Raw genomic sequence first — 16,898 nt, 5'->3', positions numbered from 1 at the left:
AACCATGTTCGGACAGCCCTCCCCAGGTTGCAGGAGCGGGTGCGGCTCAGTTCTCGGTGAGCTCGACCTCGACGCCGCCGAGCAGGGCGGCGGCCATGTTGTACAGGAACGCGGCGAGGGTGGCGACGGCGGTCATCAGGACGATGTTGACCACCGAGACGACCATGGTGAAGCCCATGACGCGGGCGAGACCGAGGTAGTCCTGCACGTTCCAGCCGGCGCTGGAGTCACCGACGACGTCCTGAACCGCCTGGTTGATCGAGTCCCACACACCGGCGGCGCCGAGCACCGACCAGATGACGAAGACGGCGACGATCACCACGACGCTGAGTGCGATCGAGAGCAGGAAGGCCATCTTCATGACCGACCACGGGTCGATGCGGCTCAGGCTCAGCCGGGCCCGGCGAGCCGACCCGCTGACCGCGTCCCGCTCCGCGCCGGCAGGGCCGGAGGTGCGGGCGGTCGAGGCCACCGCCGAGGTGGTGCGCCTGGCCGCATTGGCAACCGTGTCCGTGATCCGCTGGGTCACCGGCTGCGCGGTCTCGTTCCGCTCGGTCATCGCGACTCCCCCAGTCGTGCTGTCGGCGGTGCGGTCCGTCATCAGGATTCATCTTCCGTCGTCGTCTCGGACGGCGCTCCGTGCTCGCCGTCTCCACCGATTGTTACATCATCTGCAACCTCTGTCCCGGGGACGATCTCATCGTCGACCTCGCGGGCCTCGACGGAGCGGGCCACGACGGCGACCGAGTCACCCTTCTTGGGCGAGACGAACTTGACGCCCTGGGTGGAGCGACCGGTGGCCCGGAAGTCGGAGTTGATCGGGCTGCGTACGACCTGGCCGGTCGCGGTGATCGAGAGGATCTCGTCGCCGTCGACCACGATGAACGCACCGACCAGACCACCGCGGTCGGCGTTGGCGAGGGCCATCGTCTTGATGCCCAGACCGCCGCGGGACTGCAGGCGGTACTCGGAGATCTTCGTACGCTTCGCGAAGCCGCCGTCGGTGATCGTGAAGACGAACTGCTCCTTGACCTCGTCCGGCGACTCGGCACCGGAGACAGGAGCGGCCACGTCCGCGGTGTCCTCGTTGGCCTCGGAGAGCCCGGCCGCGATCTCGGCGGCGACGTGCTCGGCCCGGATGACCGACATCGACAGCAGCGAGTCGCCCTCACGGAACTTCATGCCGGTGACACCCGAGGTCGCCCGGCCCATCGGCCGCAGCTGGCTGTCGTCGGCACGGAACCGGATCGCCTGGCCCTTGCGGGAGACGAGCAGGATGTCGTCCTCGGAGTTGACCAGCTCGGCGCCGATCAGCTCGTCGTCGTCCTCGCGGAAGTTGATCGCGATGACACCCGCCTGGCGGGGCGAGTTGTAGTCCCCGAGCCGGGTCTTCTTGATCAGACCGGAGCGGGTCGCGAGCACGAGGTAGGGAGCCTGCTCGTAGTCGCGGATCGCGAGCACCTGGGCGATCGACTCGTCCGGCTGGAACGAGAGCAGCCCGGCCACGTGACCACCCTTGGCGTCACGCGCCGCCTCGGGCAGGTTGTAGGCCTTGATCCGGTAGACCCGGCCGGCCGTGGTGAAGAAGAGCAGCCAGTGGTGGTTGGTGGTCGAGATGAAGTGCTCGACCACGTCGTCGCCGCGCAGGGTGGCGCCGCGTACGCCCTTCCCACCGCGCTTCTGGGTGCGGTACTCGTTCGCGAGGGTGCGCTTGGCGTAGCCACCGCGAGTGATCGAGACGACCAGCTCCTCATCGGGGATGAGGTCCTCCATGGAGAGGTCGCCGTCGGCCGCGATGATCTGGGTGCGCCGGTCGTCGCCGTACTTCGCGACGATCTCGTCGAGCTCGTCGCCGACGATCTGACGCTGGCGGGCGACGTTGGCGAGGATGTCCTCGAGGTCGGCGATGATCAGCTCGAGCTCGGCGAGGCGGTCGACGATCTTCTGCCGCTCCAGCGCCGCGAGGCGACGCAGCTGCATGTCGAGGATCGCGTTGGCCTGGACCTCGTCGATCTCGAGCAGCCGGATCAGGCCCTGGCGGGCGTCGTCGACCTCGGGGGAGGAGCGGATCAGCGCGATCACCGCGTCGAGCTGGTCGAGCGCCTTGACCAGGCCGCGCCAGATGTGGGCGTCCTCCTCGGCCTTGCGCAGCCGGAAGGCCGTACGCCTCCGGATGACGTCGATCTGGTGCTCGACCCAGTTGGAGATGAACTGGTCGATCGAGAGCGTGCGCGGGACACCGTCGACCAGCGCCAGCATGTTCGCGGAGAAGTTGGTCTGCAGCTCGGTGTGCTTGAGCAGGTTGTTGAGTACGACACGGGCGACCGCATCGCGCTTGAGCACGACCACGAGCTGCTGCCCGGTGCGGGAGGAGGTGTTGTCCTTGACGTCCGCGATGCCCTGGACCTTGCCGGTGTCGGCCAGGTCGGCGATCTTCTGGGCGAGGTTGTCCGGGTTCACCATGTAGGGGAGCTCGGTGATGACCAGGGTGGTGCGGCCCTTGTTGTCCTCGTCCACGTCGATCACCGCGCGCTGGGTGATCGAGCCGCGGCCGGTGCGGTAGGCCTGCTCGATGCCCTCACGGCCGACGATCAGCGCGCCGTTGGGGAAGTCGGGACCCTTGACCCGCTCGATCAGCGCGTCCTGGAGCTCCTCGCGCGTCGCGTCGGGGTGCTCGAGCGCCCACTTGGCGCCGGAGGCGACCTCACGCAGGTTGTGCGGCGGGATGTTGGTCGCCATGCCGACCGCGATACCGGCCGAGCCGTTGACCAGCAGGTTCGGGAACCGCGCCGGCAGGATCTCCGGCTCCTGGGAACGGCCGTCGTAGTTGGGGCCGAAGTCGACGGTGTCCTCGGTGATGTCGCGGACCATCTCCAGCGCCAGCGGCGCCATCCGGCACTCGGTGTAACGCATGGCCGCGGCCGGGTCGTTGCCGGGCGAGCCGAAGTTGCCCTGGCCGTGGATCAGCGGGTTGCGCATCACCCACGGCTGCGCCAGCCGGACCAGGGTGTCGTAGATCGCGGTGTCGCCGTGCGGGTGGTAGTTACCCATCACCTCACCGACGACACGGGCGCACTTGGAGAACCCGCGGTCGGGGCGGTAGCCACCGTCGTACATCGCGTAGAGCACCCGCCGGTGGACGGGCTTGAGGCCGTCGCGTACGTCGGGCAGGGCCCGGCCGACGATGACGGCCATCGCGTAGTCGATGTAGCTCGACTGCATGGAGGCCTGCAGCTCGACGGTCTCGATCCGGCCGCCGGCGTGGGTCTGCCCGGAGCCTTCCGGAGGAGTCTCGGTCACGATTTCACTTTCTGCGTGCGTCTATCGGTATCTAGGGCCTCGGCGAGACTCAGATATCGAGGAATCGGACGTCCTTGGCGTTGCGCTGGATGAAGGAGCGTCGCTCGGCGACGTCCTCGCCCATGAGGATGGAGAAGATCTCGTCGGCGTGGGCGGCGTCCTCGAGAGTGACCTGGAGCAGCAGTCGCTGGCTCGGGTCCATCGTGGTCTCCCACAGCTCGTCGGCGTTCATCTCGCCCAGACCCTTGTAGCGCTGGACCGGGTTCTCCTTGGGCAGCTTCTTGCCCTGCTCGAGGCCGTCGCGCATGAGGGCGTCGCGCTCGGCGTCGGAGTAGACGAACTCGTGCTCGGCGGGCTTGTTCCAGCGCAGGCGGTAGAGCGGCGGCTGGGCGAGGTAGACGTAGCCCTGCTCGATCAGCGGCTTCATGAACCGGAACAGCAGCGTCAGCAGCAGCGTGTTGATGTGGTGACCGTCGACGTCGGCGTCGGCCATCATCACGATCTTGTGGTAGCGCAGCCGGTTGATGTCGAAGTCGTCGTGCACGCCGGTGCCCAGCGCGGAGATGATCGACTGGACCTCCTGGTTGGCGAGCACCTTGTCGATCCGGGCCTTCTCGACGTTGAGGATCTTGCCTCGGATCGGGAGGATCGCCTGGATCCGCGGGTCGCGGCCGGACTTGGCGGAACCACCCGCGGAGTCACCCTCGACGATGAAGATCTCGCACTCTTCGGGGTTGGTCGACTGGCAGTCGGCGAGCTTGCCGGGCAGGCCACCGCCACCGCCGATGCCCTTGCGGTTGCGGGCCAGGTCACGGGCCTTGCGGGCCGCGATCCGCGCCGAGGCCGCGGCCATCGACTTGCGGATGACCTCCTTGCCCTCGGCCGGGTTCTGCTCGAGCCAGGCACCGAGCTGGTCGTTGACCGCACCCTGCACGAAGCCCTTGACCTCGGTGTTGCCGAGCTTGTCCTTGGTCTGGCCCTCGAACTGCGGCTCGCCGATCTTCACCGAGATGATCGCGGTGAGACCCTCACGGATGTCGTCACCGGTGAGCCGGTCCTCCTTCTTCTTGATCAGGCCCCACTCCTCGCCCCAGCGGTTGATCAGGGTGGTGAGGGCGGCGCGGAAACCCTCTTCGTGGGTGCCGCCGCCGGGGGTGTTGACCGTGTTGGCGAAGGTGTGGACCGACTCGTTGTAGGAGGACGCCTGCCACTGCATCGCGATCTCGACGCTCATCGGGTTGGGCGCCTTGTCGTCGGTCTCGGCCTCGAAGGCGATGATGCTGGAGACCGGGGTCTTGCGCTTGTTGAGGTGGTCGACGTAGTCGGCCAGACCGCGCTCGTAGTAGAAGGACTGCTCGAGCACCCGCTCGCCGTTGCCGGAGCCGTGCAGCTCGTCGGCGCCGTCGGTGTCGGACTCGATGGTGCCGTCCTCGACCGCCTCGGCGATCGCCGAGGCCTGCGGCCGCTCGTCGCGCAGCTCGATCCGCAGCCCCTTGTTGAGGAACGCGGTCTCGCGGAAGTGGCTCGAGATCGTCTCGAGGTTGTAGTCGGTCGACTCGAAGATCTCCGGGGAGGCGTTCCACGAGATCGTGGTGCCGGTGCGCTCACCCTCCTCGAGCTCGCGGACCTCGCGCAGGTCGTAGTCGGGTACGCCGCGGGTGAACTCCTGCTCCCACAGGCGGCCCCGGTTCTTGATCTCCATGTGGAGGTTGGTCGAGAGCGCGTTCACCACGGAGGAGCCGACACCGTGGAGACCACCGGAGACCTTGTAGCCGCCACCGCCGAACTTTCCGCCGGCGTGCAGGACGGTCAGCGCCAGCGTCGCGGCGGGGATCTCCTGGCCGGCCGCGGTGTCGGTCGGGATGCCTCGGCCGTTGTCGGCGACGCTCACCCAGCCGTCCTCGCGCAGCGTCACCTTGATGGTGTCGCAGTAGCCGGCGAGCGCCTCGTCGACCGCGTTGTCCACGATCTCCCAGATCAGGTGGTGCAGGCCGCGGGCTCCCGTGGACCCGATGTACATACCCGGTCGTTTGCGGACCGCTTCGAGTCCTTCGAGAACCTGGATGGCAGACGCGTCGTATGCGACTCCGTCTGCGGTCTGGTCGTCCGGCATGGGAGTCGTCTGGTCGGCAGCGGTCACCGGTGCGATCCACCTGTCATTTCGGTCCGGATTCGGACGTGGTGTCGGTCGGGCATGCAACGGGCCGACCAGCGCCGGGGAAGTAAAACCTAGGACGATCGACCCAACCTCTATGTTACCCCGTGGAACCCCGGATTCCACGCACGCGGCCTGTCCTGAGGGGCAACTGTGACCGAAATGGCCGTCTGTACGTCTCCTGACGGTGTCTCTGCGCCCTCAGCAGGGGGCTCGGTGAGTCCCTATACGTTCTCGGGGCGCCCAGAGCGGCAGATCGCGGCTCACGCGCCGAGCCTCGAACACGTGTTCATGACTCGCTCCGGGTCGCTGGCTCAGCCGTAGGTGTCGCGGGGCCCGCGGCCGTCGCGTACGCCTCGCGGACCCTTCTTCCACGACGGCAGATGCGGGCCGAGCACCTCGATGACGAGGACGGTGCCGTGGCCGAGCTCCTCGTTGAGCCGCTTGACCAGGGTGGGCGCGAGCAGCTTGAGCTGGGTGGCCCAGGCGGTGGAGTCGGTACGCACCGACAGCTTGCCGTCGGCGTACGACTCCGGGGTGGTGTGGTCGGCGATCTCCTCGCCGACGATGTCGGGCCAGCGAGCCATCACGCCGTGAACGCGCAACGAGGTGTCCCAGCCGTGGTCGTTGACCATCCGGCTGACCACCGAGTCGATGAGCTGGGGGTCGCGGTCGTCGGGCCGGGCGCCGGAGACCATGCCGCGTCGCGTGGCGCCGTCCGGCGTACGCCGCTTCTTCCTCGGTCCCGCCTTCGGCGCGGGCATCTTCGCGGTCGCGCGGGTCAGGGAACGGGCGAGGTCGAGGCCGTCGGGGCGCTTCTCGGGTTCCTCTTCTTCCGCGGTGGTCTCGACAGGCTCGACCTCCGGCTCCTCACTCACCGCGGGTCACCTCGCCGGCCTTGACGTGGTAGCGGGCACCGGCGAGAGCGGCCGGTACGTCCTCGGGAACCGCGGCGGTGACCAGCACCTGCTCAGCACCGGCGACCAGCTCGGCCAGCTGGACCCGACGCTGGCTGTCGAGCTCGGCGAAGACGTCGTCGAGGATCAGGATCGGGTCGTCGCCGTCGGCCCGCAGCAGGTCGTACGCCGCCAACCGGAGCGCCAGCGCGAACGACCAGGACTCGCCGTGGCTGGCATAGCCCTTCACCGGGAGCCGCTCGGCACCGGCGCTGATGTGCAGGAGCAGGTCGTCACGGTGGGGGCCGACGAGGCTGATGCCGCGGTCGAGCTCGTCCTTCTGGCGCCTGGCGAGCTCGGCGAGGATGGCCTGCCGGAGGTCGTCCACGCTCGCCGTGGCCTCGACGGGCTCGACCACCGGTTTGTAGGTGATCTCGGCGTCGTCGCGGCTCGCGCCGCGGGCGACCGTCTCATAGGCCTTGCCGACGTACGGCTTCAAGGCCTCGACCAGGGAGAGCCGCTGGGAGAGGATCTCGGCGCCGATCCCGGCGAGGTGGTCGTCCCAGACGGCCAGGGTGGCCAGCGCGCCCTCGCGCGCGGAGCCGCGCGCGAGCCCGGCGGTCTTGAGCAGCGAGTTGCGCTGCTTGAGGACGCGGTCGTAGTCGCTGCGTACGCCTGCCAGCCGCGGGGCACGCAGGATCATCAGGTCGTCGAGGAAGCGCCGCCGGTCGGAGGGGTCCCCCTTGACGAGGGTCAGGTCCTCGGGGGAGAAGACGACGGTGCGGACCAGGCCGACCAGGTCGCGGGTGCGGGGGAGCGGGCTCTTGTTGATCCGGGCCTTGTTGGCGCGGCCGGCGTTGATCTCGACCTCGAGCGTGGCGGTGCGACCGTCACGCACGACGGCGGCCCGCACGACCGCCTGCTCGGCGCCGGCCCGGACCAGCGGGGCATCGGTGGCGACCCGGTGGGACTGGAGCCGGGAGAGATAGTCGATGGCCTCGACCAGATTGGTCTTGCCCTGGCCGTTGCGCCCGACGAAGGCCGTCACGCCCGCTTCGAGCGGGACCTCGACGTTCGGGTAGGAGCGGAAGTCGTGCAGAGAGAGGTGTGAGACGTACATCGTGTTTCCTCTCTCGTTAAGGTGCCTGCATGACCCAGTCTCCCAACCCTTACGGCCCGCCTCCAGGGCAACCCGCCCATGGCGAGCCGGCCGGGCCTTTCTACCTGTCGGTGATGGGCCAGGTCCACGGGCCCTACCCGGTCCAGCAGCTCGCGCAGATGGCTGCGGCGGGACAGATCAAGTCGGACACCCCGGCGAGCCTCGGCACCGACCAGCAATGGTTTCCCGTGAAACAGATCCCCGGCGTCTTCTCGAGCCGGGAGTGGCTGGTCACACTGCTGTTCTCGATCTTCCTGGGTGGGTTCGGTGTCGACCGGTTCTACGTCGGTCAGATCGGGCTCGGTGTCCTCAAGCTGGTCACCTGTGGCGGCTTCGGGATCTGGTCGCTCATCGACATCGTGCTCGTCGCCATCAGAAAGTTCCCGGATGTCGACGGCAAACCCCTCGCGTGACCTGCACGGACGCCTTGCGGCGGTGAGCTCCACGGAGGTCACCGCCGCCATCGGCGTCGGCGGTGTCGTGATCGCGGCACTCCTGCCGGCCGGCGGGATCGAGGACGGTCCGGTGCTGTGCCCGTTCCGTGCGCTCACCGGGCTTCCCTGCCCCGGCTGTGGCCTGACCCGGTCGTGGGTCTACCTGATGCACGGTGACATCGGCTCGTCCCTGGCGAGCAACTGGTTCGGCCCGGTGCTCATCCTGGCCGTCGTCGTCCTCGCCGTGGTCTCGGTCCGCTCCCGGTTGGCCGGGAAACGCCCTGCTGACCTCGACAAGCTCGTGAAGAGCAAGGTCGTCCTCGGCCTCTTCGCGCTCTTCGTCACCTACGGCGCCGTGCGCCTGATCCTCACCATGACCGGAGTCGTCGACCCCATCTGATGGGTGGTCGAGCCTGTCGAGACCACCCGCGCAAGCGGGTGGCTCAGGCCTCCGACTCCGAGATCACCGCGTGCCCACCGAACCCGTTGCGCATCGCGGCGATCGCCTTCATCGCGTGGTCGTCCTCCTGGCGCGAGACGAACCGCGCGAACAGCGAGGCCGAGATCGCCGGCATCGGGACGGCGTTCTCGATCGCGGCCTCGACGGTCCAGCGGCCCTCGCCGGAGTCGTCGGCGTAGCCCTTGATCTTGTCGAGGTGCTCGTCCGCGCGCAGCTGGTCGACGAGAAGATCGAGGAGCCAGGACCGTACGACCGTGCCGGTGCGCCACGAGGCGAAGATCTCCGGGACGTTGTCGACGATGTCGACCTTGTCGAGGAGCTCCCAGCCCTCGGCGTAGGCCTGCATCATCGCGTACTCGATGCCGTTGTGGACCATCTTGGAGAAGTGGCCGGCGCCGGGGGTGGAGCCGCAGTGGACCAGACCGTCCTCGGTGCCGGTCGGCTTGAGCGCCTCGAAGGCGGGCATCACCTTGGCGGCGTTCTCGGCGGAGCCGCCGTACATCAGCGCGTAGCCGTTCTGGAGACCCCAGACGCCACCGGAGACACCGCAGTCGACGAAGCCGATCCCCTTCTCGGCCAGGCTCTCGGCGTTCTTGGCGTCGTCGGTGTACTTGGAGTTGCCGCCGTCGACGACCAGGTCGCCCTCAGCGAGGAGCTCCTTGAGCTCGGCGATCGTCGAACGGGTCGGGTCGCCCGCCGGCACCATCACCCAGACCACCTTGGGGCTGGGCAGCGCCTCGACCATCTCCGCCAGGCTCGCCACGTCGGCGAGGTCGGGGTTGCGGTCGTATCCGACGACGGTGTGACCGGCCTCCCGCAGCCGGGTGCGCATGTTGCCACCCATCTTGCCGAGACCCACGAGTCCGATGTGCATGCGAGGTTCCTATCCACAGTGGTCGAGCTGCTCTTCGGTGGTCGAGCCTGTCGACACCACCCTAATGAGCGAGCGAATCAGGAAAGCAGGCGGCGCGGCATCAGCAGGTAGCGGAAGCCCGGCTCCTCGCCACCTTCGGCCGGCTTGCCGCTGATCACCACGGGCTTCGGGGCCTGCGTGAACGCGAGCTCGACGACCTGCTCGTCGATGGCCTGCAGCCCGTCGAGGAGGAACTGCGGGTTGAACCCGGTGGTCAGTCCCTCACCCTCCATGGTCGCCTCGATCGACTCGGATGCCTGGGCCTCGTCACCGGAGCCGGCGTCGAGGGTGAGCACACCGTCCTCGAAGACCATCTGGACCGCGGTGTTGCGCTCGGCGACCAGGGCGACGCGCTTGACCGACTCGACCAGGGAGGCCTTGTCGACGAGCGCGGTGGTGAGGTGCTCGGCCGGGAACAGGCTGCGCACCTTCGGGAACTCGCCGTCGAGCAGGCGCGTCGTGGTGCGACGTACGCCGCCCGCGGCTGCGCCCTCGAAGCCGATGATCCCCTCGCCGGTGCCGGTGGTGGACAGCGCGAGGGTGACCTCGCTGCCGCTGGTCAGCGACTTGGCGGTGTCACCGAGCACCTTCGCCGGCACCAGCGCGGCGAGGCTCCCGTCGGGAGTCGCCGGGTTCCACTCGAGCTCGCGGTGGGAGAGCCGGAAGCGGTCGGTGGCGAGCAGCGAGATCGTGGAGCCCTCGATCTCGAGCCGCACGCCGGTCAGCACCGGGAGCATGTCGTCACGACCGGCCGCGGTCACGGCCTGGGCGACGGCGTGGGCGAACAGCTCCGACTTCACCGTGCCGGCCGCGGTCGGCATCTCCGGCAGGGTCGGGTAGTCCTCGACCGGCATCGTCTGGAGGCTGAACCGCGCGCTCCCGCACGTGAGCGAGACGCGGGCGCCGTCGGTGACCATCTCGACCGGCTTGGCCGGGAGGCTGCGGCAGATGTCGGCGAGCAGCTTGCCCGAGACCAGTGCCTTGCCCTCGTCGGCGACCTCTGCGGAGAGCGTCGCCCGCGCGGAGGTCTCGTAGTCGAACGTGGAGAGCACCAGGCCCTCGTGACCCGCCTCGATCAGGAGACCTGAGAGCACCGGGGTGCTGGGGCGGACCGGAAGGCTGCGGGCAGCCCAGGCGACGGCATCCGCGAACACGTCGCGGTCGACGCGGAACTTCACGATGACCTGTCCTTCTTCTAACTCGACATCGGGGCGTATGAGGACATGCGGTCCGGGCTGCGCTTGAACCATGGGGGAAGACGCCACCGGTTCCGGAACGCCCCCGCGTTGACATGACCTGGAGTACGCATCCTGCCACGGACCGCCGACAACCGGTAAGCGCTCAGCTGTGTCGGCTCTGCACAGGCGGCCCTGTGCACTCGAAGCGCTGAGCGGGTTGTCCCCAAGGTGGGGCGTTCGTGGAATTTCACCGAGGATCCATGGACATAAATAGTTTCGTACGTCGTAAGAGCATCTGTGGGAAATGTGGATGAGACGCGTCTTCCCAGGTCATCGCAGGAATTGTGATTCCACAGGGGATGTGGACGCCATGCTGAAATGACGCACGTCACTGTGGGCTGTGGAGAGTTGTCGGCCCGTTTCGGTGTTTTGTGCACAGGCCATCCCCTTTTCCATCCCATTTGAACCGCCGGTTCTCCACAGGTTCCACCCAGCCTGTGGGCTGTGGACAACCTGGGAAATCTCGTCCTGTGGGTTTTGCAAATCCCAAAACGCGAAACGGCCGCCGCCCCGGACGGGGTCGGCGGCCGCGTACGACTGCTGGTTCGGCTAGCCCTGGCGCGCCTGCATCTTGACGCGGTTGGTGAGCTCGGAGACCTGGTTGAAGACCGCGCGGCGCTCGGCGAGCAGCTGGTTGATCTTGCGCTCGGCGTACATCACGGTCGTGTGGTCGCGGCCGCCGAAGTGCTTGCCGATCTTGGGCAGGGAGTCCTCGGTGAGCTCGCGGCACAGGTACATGGCGATCTGACGGGCCATGACGAGGTGACGCCCACGCGAGGGTCCGGTGAGCTCGTCGATCGAGAGCCCGAAGTAGGCCGCGGTCTGGGCGATGATCAGGCCGGCGGTGATCTCCGGCTCGCCGCCCTCGGGGATCAGGTCCTTGAGCACGATCTCGGCGAGGGTCAGGTCGACGTCCTGCCGGTTGAGGTTGGCGAACGCCGTCACCCGGATCAGCGCGCCCTCGAGCTCACGGATGTTGGTCTGGATCTTGCTCGCGATGAACTCGAGCACGTCCGGCGGCGCGGTCAGCCGCTCCATCGCGGCCTTCTTCCGGAGGATCGCGATGCGGGTCTCGATGTCGGGCGGCTGGACGTCGGTGATCAGACCCCACTCGAACCGGTTGCGCAGCCGGTCCTCCAACGCCTCGAGCCGCTTGGGCGGGCGGTCGGAGGTGAGCACGATCTGCTTGTTGGCGTTGTGGAGCGTGTTGAAGGTGTGGAAGAACTCCTCCTGCGTCTGGGTCTTCCCCTCCAAGAACTGGATGTCGTCGATCAGCAGGACGTCGACATCGCGGTAGCGCCGCTTGAACCGGTCCTGCCGGTCGTCGCGGATCGCGTTGATGAACTCGTTGGTGAACTCCTCCGAGCTCACGTAGCGCACCTTCGCACCGGAGTAGAGGCTCCGCACGTAGTGGCCGATCGCGTGCAGCAGGTGAGTCTTGCCCAGCCCCGACTCCCCGTAGACGAGCAGCGGGTTGTAGGCCTTGCCGGGCGCCTCGCTGACGGCGACGGCGGCGGCGTGCGGGAACCGGTTGGACGACCCGATGACGAAGGTCTCGAAGGTGTACTTCGGGTTCAGCCGGGTCTCGAGGACGTTGTGGCTCGGCTCGCTCGCCCGCGTCGGCGGGCCGGGGACGAGCTGTCGCGGCGGGGCAGGCTCCTCGACCGGGGCCACCGGCGGCGCCGGGGGATTTGTCGACATGTCGCCATATCCGGGACGTACGTCCTCGTGACCGGCGGGCGGGGCCGGCTGCTGGGCGGGGGGCGGCGCGATCGGAGCCTGCGGCCCCGCGTACGCAGCGGGCGCCCCCGGCTCGTCGAGCGGGAGGGTCGCCGGCTGGACGCCGGGGATCAGCCCGGGCGAGTTCGGCGGGTAGACCGACTGGTGCGGGAACGCCGACTGGTTCGGGAAGGCCGTCTGCTGCTGGAGGGCAGCGGCGGCCGCAGCCGCGGCGTCCGCGGCGGCGATCTCGCGCTCGGAGATCATGATCGCCTGGGTGTCGGGGTCCGGCGTGACGTCGAGGTCGGGGTTCACGGTGACCGCGATCCGGATCTCGCGGTCGAAGATCTCGCCCAGCGACTTCTCCAGGGAGCCACGCAGGCGGCCCTCGATCTGGTTGCGGGTGAAGTCGTTGGGGACCTCGACGATCGCGGTCGACCCGTGCAGCGTGAGCGGCTCGCTGTCCCGGAGCCAGGCTCGCTGGTTCGGCGGCAGTTCGGCGACCACCCGCGTCCATGCGGACTGGAGATCTGGCTGTGGTTCTGGCGCGAGGCCGGAGTGCTCCACAGATTCCTGCCTTCCCTGATGGCTCGGGTGGGTGGTCTTGTTTCTTGATGCGGCCTGGATGGAGGCAGCGGTCTGGTCTACATCCTCCACAGACTTTTCCACAAGCTGTGGAGCATCCCCGAATGTAGGCATCGGAGATCAACCGAGACACGTCGCCGTTCTCGAGAATCCGACCGTTTCGGCAGGTCAGGCGGGAAAAATAGATCCCAGCATGGCATCCCCCCGAATGCGGCCGACGCTCCTGACGATGTGCAGGGAAACCTCGGTAGAGGACGAAGTTACCGGCTGGCGGCGGTGACGGGCAACCCGTCCTCCACAGGTTGCGGGCGAATCACAGGGTTGTGATAGGGCGCGAGTTTGACCGTGGTTTCGCCGTCCACGTACCGTTACTAGGTCGCCCGTTCCACGGGTGCGTGATTCTTGGTCCTAACAAGCAGGACAGCCGGAAGAGCGACCGGCCACCACACCACACACTAAGGAAGCACCCGTGAGCAAGCGTACTTACCAGCCGAACAACCGCCGCCGTCACAAGACGCACGGTTTCCGCCTGCGCATGCGCACCCGCGCCGGCCGTGCCATCCTCGCGGCGCGCCGCCGCAAGGGTCGCGCGAGCCTGACCGTCTGAGGCCCCGGCCTCAGCCACCACGCGCGTGCTGCCACGTCGCCACCGACTGACTGATTCGTCGGGCTTCAAAGAAGCGGTACGACGAGGGAAGCGCGCGGGCTCGAAGAGCCTGGTGGTCCACCTGCTCGTCCCCGGCGCAGCTGCCGATCGGGAGAGCGAGCCGCAGGTGGGCTTCGTGGTGAGCAAGGCCGTCGGCCCGGCCGTCGTCCGGAATCGTGTGAAGCGCAGACTGCGTCACCAGGCCCGGGAGTCCCTGAGCGGACTCCCGGGCTCTGCTGTGCTTGTGGTCCGTGCGCTTCCCGCTGCCGCAGATGCCGACTACGACGCGCTGGGCGCCGATCTGCGGCGCTGCCTGGAGCGAGTGCTCCGATGAGCGCAGCGGTCCGTGTCGTACGTGGCGGTCTCGACAAGCTCAACCATCTGGTTGCGGCCGTCCTGGTCGGACTGCTCCACGTGTGGCGGACTCTCATCAGTCCGCTCTACGGCGACGTGTGCCGCTACTACCCGTCGTGCTCGGCGTACGGACTCGAGGCCGTCAAGATGCACGGCCCCTGGCGCGGGAGCTGGCTGACGGCACGCCGTCTGGCCCGCTGCGTCCCGTGGGTCAAGACTCGGGGCTTCGACCCCGTGCCCGCCCCCAAGAAATGTGAAGAGACCCAAGACCTGGTCCGTGTAAGTGCGGACTCCCCAAACCGAGGAGCCTGATTCCGTGGGAGCCATAGGCGATCTGTTCGGATGGATCGCAACACCGCTGTATTACGCCATCTCGGGCATCCTGCTCGTGTGGCAGAAGGCGTTCGCGTACGTCATTCCGTCTGAAGGCTGGCAGTGGGCCCTGGCCATCGTCGGCCTGACCGTGACCATCCGGGCGCTGCTGATCCCGCTGTTCGTCAAGCAGATCAACTCCAGCCGCAACATGCAGCTGCTGCAGCCGAAGGTGAAGGAGCTGCAGAAGAAGTACGGTCACGACCGCGAGAAGCTCGCCAACGAGACCATGAAGCTCTACAAGGACTCGGGCACCAACCCGTTCGCGTCCTGCCTGCCGCTGCTGCTGCAGATGCCGATCTTCTTCGTGCTGTTCCGCCTGCTCTCGCACGCCTCGAAGGGTGACGGCAAGGGATTCCTGAGCGACGAGGCCGCCCACGAGTTCGCCAACTCGACCTGGCTCGGCTCGCTGCTCTCCGACCAGTTCACCACCGCCGACCACATCTCCACCCAGATCCTGACCGGGTTCCTGGTCGTGGCCATGATCGCCACCACCTTCCTCACCCAGCGTCAGCTGATGTCGAAGAACATGCCGGCCGACGCCATGACCGGCCAGTACGCCCAGCAGCAGAAGCTCCTGCTCTACGTGCTGCCGGTCGTGTTCGCCGTCGGTGGTATCGCCTTCCCGGTCGGAACGATCCTCTACTGGACCTCCTCCAACCTGTGGACCATGGGCCAGCAGTTCTACGTGATCCGCAACAACCCTGCCCCGGGGACGCCGGCGTTCGACGCCAAGCAGGAGCGCGACCGGGAGAAGCGTAAGAAGAAGGGCCTGACCGACGCGGAGATCGACATCGCCGAGGCCAACGAGGCGGCGGCGGAGAAGCGTCCCGCGACGCGCACCCAGCCCAAGAACCAGACCCGGAGCCAGCGGAAGAAGGCCGGCACGAGCGCCGGTCGCTCCACGACCCAGAAGAACGGGGGAACCAAGTGACGACTCAGGACGTGAGCGAGACCGCAGGTGCGGTCAGCGAGGAGACGCGTCTCAAGCAGCTCGAGCAGGAAGGTGACATCGCGGCGGACTACCTCGAGGAGCTCCTCGACATCGCCGACCTCGATGGTGACCTCGACATGGACGTGGAGGGCGACCGTGCCGCCGTCTCCATCGTCGGTGGCGACCTGCAGCAGCTGGTCGGACGGCACGGCGAGGTCCTGGACGCGCTCCAGGAGCTGACCCGGCTCGCGGTCTACCGCGAGACCGGCGAGCGGTCCCGCCTGATGCTCGACGTCGGCGGCTACCGCGCCGACCGTCGCTCGACGCTCATGGCACTCGCCGAGGAGACCGTCGCGAAGGTCAAGGAGTCGGGTGCCCCGGTCTCCCTCAAGCCGATGTCGCCCTTCGAGCGGAAGGTCGTCCACGACGCCGTCGCCGCCGCCGGGCTCACCTCCGAGTCCTCGGGTGTCGAGCCGCGGCGTTACGTGGTCGTCCTGCCTGAGTGACGCTGACAAAGAGATCGCCCCTCGTGCCGTGTGGCACGAGGGGCGATCTGCTTTGTGCGGATGTTTCACGTGGAACGGGCGGCGCCTACGACCGGTAGACGACGACCCGGTCACCGATGCGGATCTGGTCGAAGACCCACGCGATCGACGACTTGTTGCGGACGTTCACGCAGCCGTGGGAGCAGCCGGCGTACCCGCGGGCGGCGAAGTCCGAGGAGTAGTGCACCGCCTGGCCGCCGTTGAAGAACATCGCGTACGGCATCGGCGTGTGGTAGATCGAGGAGACGTGGTTGCGGCTCTTCCGGTAGACCTTGAAGGCGCCCTCGCGGGTCGGGGTGTCCGAGCAGCCGAAGCGCGCATCCATCGCCCGGACGATGTTGCCGCCGCGTACGTAGCGCATCCGGCGGTCGGTCTTGTCGACGCAGAGCACACGACCGGTGAGGCAGCGGCGGTCGAGGTTGTAGAGCGCGGCGTCGGTGGGCGTGCTCGTCAGTGAGCGGAGACGGTCGAGGGTGCGCTGGTTGACCTTGCCGGTGATCGCGAGGTGCTGGTTGCGCTGGAAGATCTTGACGGCGCCGGTCGTCTTCGAGCCGTAGTAGCCGGACACCCGGCCGCTGTAGATGCGGCGTTCCTTGAGGCGGGCCTGGATCTTGCGGACCCCGAGGCCCGACGAGCCCTGCTGATAGAGGACGGTGTACGCCGTGTGCAGCCCGATCTGCCCGACGGAGGTGGACGGCGCGCTGGCCTCGGCGCTGCTCGGCGCCGCGATCGAGCCCAGGGAGAATCCCAGGGAAAGGATGGTGGTGAGGAAGATCGCCACCGGGGTTCTACGGACGTTCACATCAGCTCCGTGGGTCAAGGATGGGGGCCCGGTCGCGCGGGCCGCGGGGGTCGCACAGCGAGTGCGACGTTCTACGACTAAGACGTTCGAGCAGCGCGTGCGGTTGCATCAGCTTCGCGAGGCTGCTCGCGGACTGTAGCGCACCCCGAGCCCCGACGAGGCCTTTCGGATCGCTTCCGTGGACTCGGCGGATGTCGGCGTCTTTCGCAGCCTCTGTGAGCGGCGGTGTTTCACGTGAAACGCGGTGATCGAGCTTGTCGAGATCACGCGTGTGTGTGGTGATCGAGCTTGTCGAGATCACGCGCTCGACCGGTGATCGAGCCTGTCGAGATCACCCGTGTGTGTGGTGATCGAGCCTGTTGAGATCACGACATGCGGAGCCGACA

The 16,898-nt window shown here is 67.8% G+C and carries 16 protein-coding genes; 7 read left to right on the top strand and 9 right to left on the bottom strand.

Annotated features, from left to right (window positions below):
- Positions 1–46: 46 nt before the first annotated feature.
- The 5 genes from UG56_RS18475 to recF all read right to left on the bottom strand — a co-directional run bounded on the left by UG56_RS18475 (position 47) and on the right by recF (position 7,471).
- Positions 47–601: a DUF3566 domain-containing protein gene (locus tag UG56_RS18475; RefSeq protein WP_045547274.1), complete on the bottom strand. Its 555-nt coding sequence runs from the start codon at positions 599–601 to the stop codon at positions 47–49.
- The gene (gyrA, locus tag UG56_RS18470; RefSeq protein ID WP_045547273.1) at positions 601–3,300 is read right to left on the bottom strand and encodes a DNA gyrase subunit A; all 2,700 of its coding nucleotides are present in this window, start codon (positions 3,298–3,300) and stop codon (positions 601–603) included. Before gyrA ends, UG56_RS18475 begins: the two co-directional genes overlap by 1 nt.
- Positions 3,301–3,349: 49 nt before the next feature.
- Positions 3,350–5,413, bottom strand: coding sequence for a DNA topoisomerase (ATP-hydrolyzing) subunit B (gene gyrB, locus UG56_RS18465; RefSeq protein WP_045547306.1), 2,064 nt, complete (start codon positions 5,411–5,413; stop codon positions 3,350–3,352).
- A gap of 356 nt (positions 5,414–5,769) precedes the next feature.
- Entirely contained in the window at positions 5,770–6,333 is a 564-nt protein-coding gene (locus tag UG56_RS18460) for a DUF721 domain-containing protein (RefSeq protein WP_045547272.1), read from the bottom strand.
- Positions 6,326–7,471: a DNA replication/repair protein RecF gene (gene recF / locus UG56_RS18455; protein WP_045547271.1), complete on the bottom strand. Its 1,146-nt coding sequence runs from the start codon at positions 7,469–7,471 to the stop codon at positions 6,326–6,328. Before recF ends, UG56_RS18460 begins: the two co-directional genes overlap by 8 nt.
- A gap of 29 nt (positions 7,472–7,500) precedes the next feature.
- Between recF and UG56_RS18450 the strand changes: the two genes are divergently transcribed.
- Both UG56_RS18450 and UG56_RS18445 read left to right on the top strand, forming a co-directional pair.
- Positions 7,501–7,923 carry an NINE protein gene (locus tag UG56_RS18450; protein ID WP_045547270.1) on the top strand — a complete coding sequence of 141 codons (423 nt, stop codon included), beginning with the start codon at positions 7,501–7,503 and terminating at the stop codon, positions 7,921–7,923.
- Positions 7,924–7,945: 22 nt separating this feature from the next.
- Positions 7,946–8,344, top strand: a complete 399-nt coding sequence (locus UG56_RS18445) for a DUF2752 domain-containing protein (protein WP_052693184.1) — start codon at positions 7,946–7,948, stop codon at positions 8,342–8,344.
- Between the two features lie 43 nt (positions 8,345–8,387).
- On the opposite strand, the gene gnd is transcribed toward UG56_RS18445, so the two are convergent.
- From gnd to dnaA, 3 genes are all read right to left on the bottom strand, one after another.
- Complete coding sequence (gene gnd / locus UG56_RS18440) at positions 8,388–9,278, bottom strand: phosphogluconate dehydrogenase (NAD(+)-dependent, decarboxylating) (RefSeq protein WP_045547268.1); 891 nt, start codon at positions 9,276–9,278, stop codon at positions 8,388–8,390.
- Between the two features lie 77 nt (positions 9,279–9,355).
- Complete coding sequence (gene dnaN, locus UG56_RS18435; protein WP_045547267.1) at positions 9,356–10,495, bottom strand: DNA polymerase III subunit beta; 1,140 nt, start codon at positions 10,493–10,495, stop codon at positions 9,356–9,358.
- A gap of 609 nt (positions 10,496–11,104) precedes the next feature.
- The gene (gene dnaA, locus UG56_RS18430; protein ID WP_045547265.1) at positions 11,105–12,841 is read right to left on the bottom strand and encodes a chromosomal replication initiator protein DnaA; all 1,737 of its coding nucleotides are present in this window, start codon (positions 12,839–12,841) and stop codon (positions 11,105–11,107) included.
- 487 nt (positions 12,842–13,328) lie between these two features.
- Here dnaA and rpmH point away from each other — a divergent pair, with 487 nt between their 5' ends.
- Genes rpmH through UG56_RS18405 form a run of 5 tightly spaced genes read left to right on the top strand, consistent with a single transcriptional unit; the run spans position 13,329 to position 15,671 of the window.
- The gene (gene rpmH, locus UG56_RS18425; RefSeq protein ID WP_008355531.1) at positions 13,329–13,466 is read left to right on the top strand and encodes a 50S ribosomal protein L34; all 138 of its coding nucleotides are present in this window, start codon (positions 13,329–13,331) and stop codon (positions 13,464–13,466) included.
- A 25-nt stretch (positions 13,467–13,491) separates the two neighbouring features.
- Positions 13,492–13,839: a ribonuclease P protein component gene (gene rnpA, locus UG56_RS18420; RefSeq protein ID WP_045547264.1), complete on the top strand. Its 348-nt coding sequence runs from the start codon at positions 13,492–13,494 to the stop codon at positions 13,837–13,839.
- Positions 13,836–14,171: a membrane protein insertion efficiency factor YidD gene (gene yidD / locus UG56_RS18415; RefSeq protein ID WP_045547263.1), complete on the top strand. Its 336-nt coding sequence runs from the start codon at positions 13,836–13,838 to the stop codon at positions 14,169–14,171. Before rnpA ends, yidD begins: the two co-directional genes overlap by 4 nt.
- 4 nt (positions 14,172–14,175) lie before the next feature.
- A complete protein-coding gene (gene yidC, locus UG56_RS18410; protein ID WP_045547262.1) occupies positions 14,176–15,165 on the top strand; it encodes a membrane protein insertase YidC in 990 nt (329 codons plus the stop codon).
- A gap of 11 nt (positions 15,166–15,176) precedes the next feature.
- Entirely contained in the window at positions 15,177–15,671 is a 495-nt protein-coding gene (locus UG56_RS18405; RefSeq protein ID WP_143055103.1) for a Jag family protein, read from the top strand.
- Between the two features lie 85 nt (positions 15,672–15,756).
- Here UG56_RS18405 and UG56_RS18400 read toward each other — a convergent pair whose 3' ends face one another.
- Positions 15,757–16,512, bottom strand: coding sequence for a L,D-transpeptidase family protein (locus UG56_RS18400; RefSeq protein WP_256206736.1), 756 nt, complete (start codon positions 16,510–16,512; stop codon positions 15,757–15,759).
- Between the last annotated feature and the right edge of the window lie 386 nt (positions 16,513–16,898).

It is taken from the genome of Nocardioides luteus, from assembly GCF_000960475.2.
Classification (GTDB): domain Bacteria; phylum Actinomycetota; class Actinomycetes; order Propionibacteriales; family Nocardioidaceae; genus Nocardioides; species Nocardioides luteus_A.
Note: the sequence above shows the minus strand (reverse complement) of the source record. Positions and strands in the feature narration are given on the sequence as shown.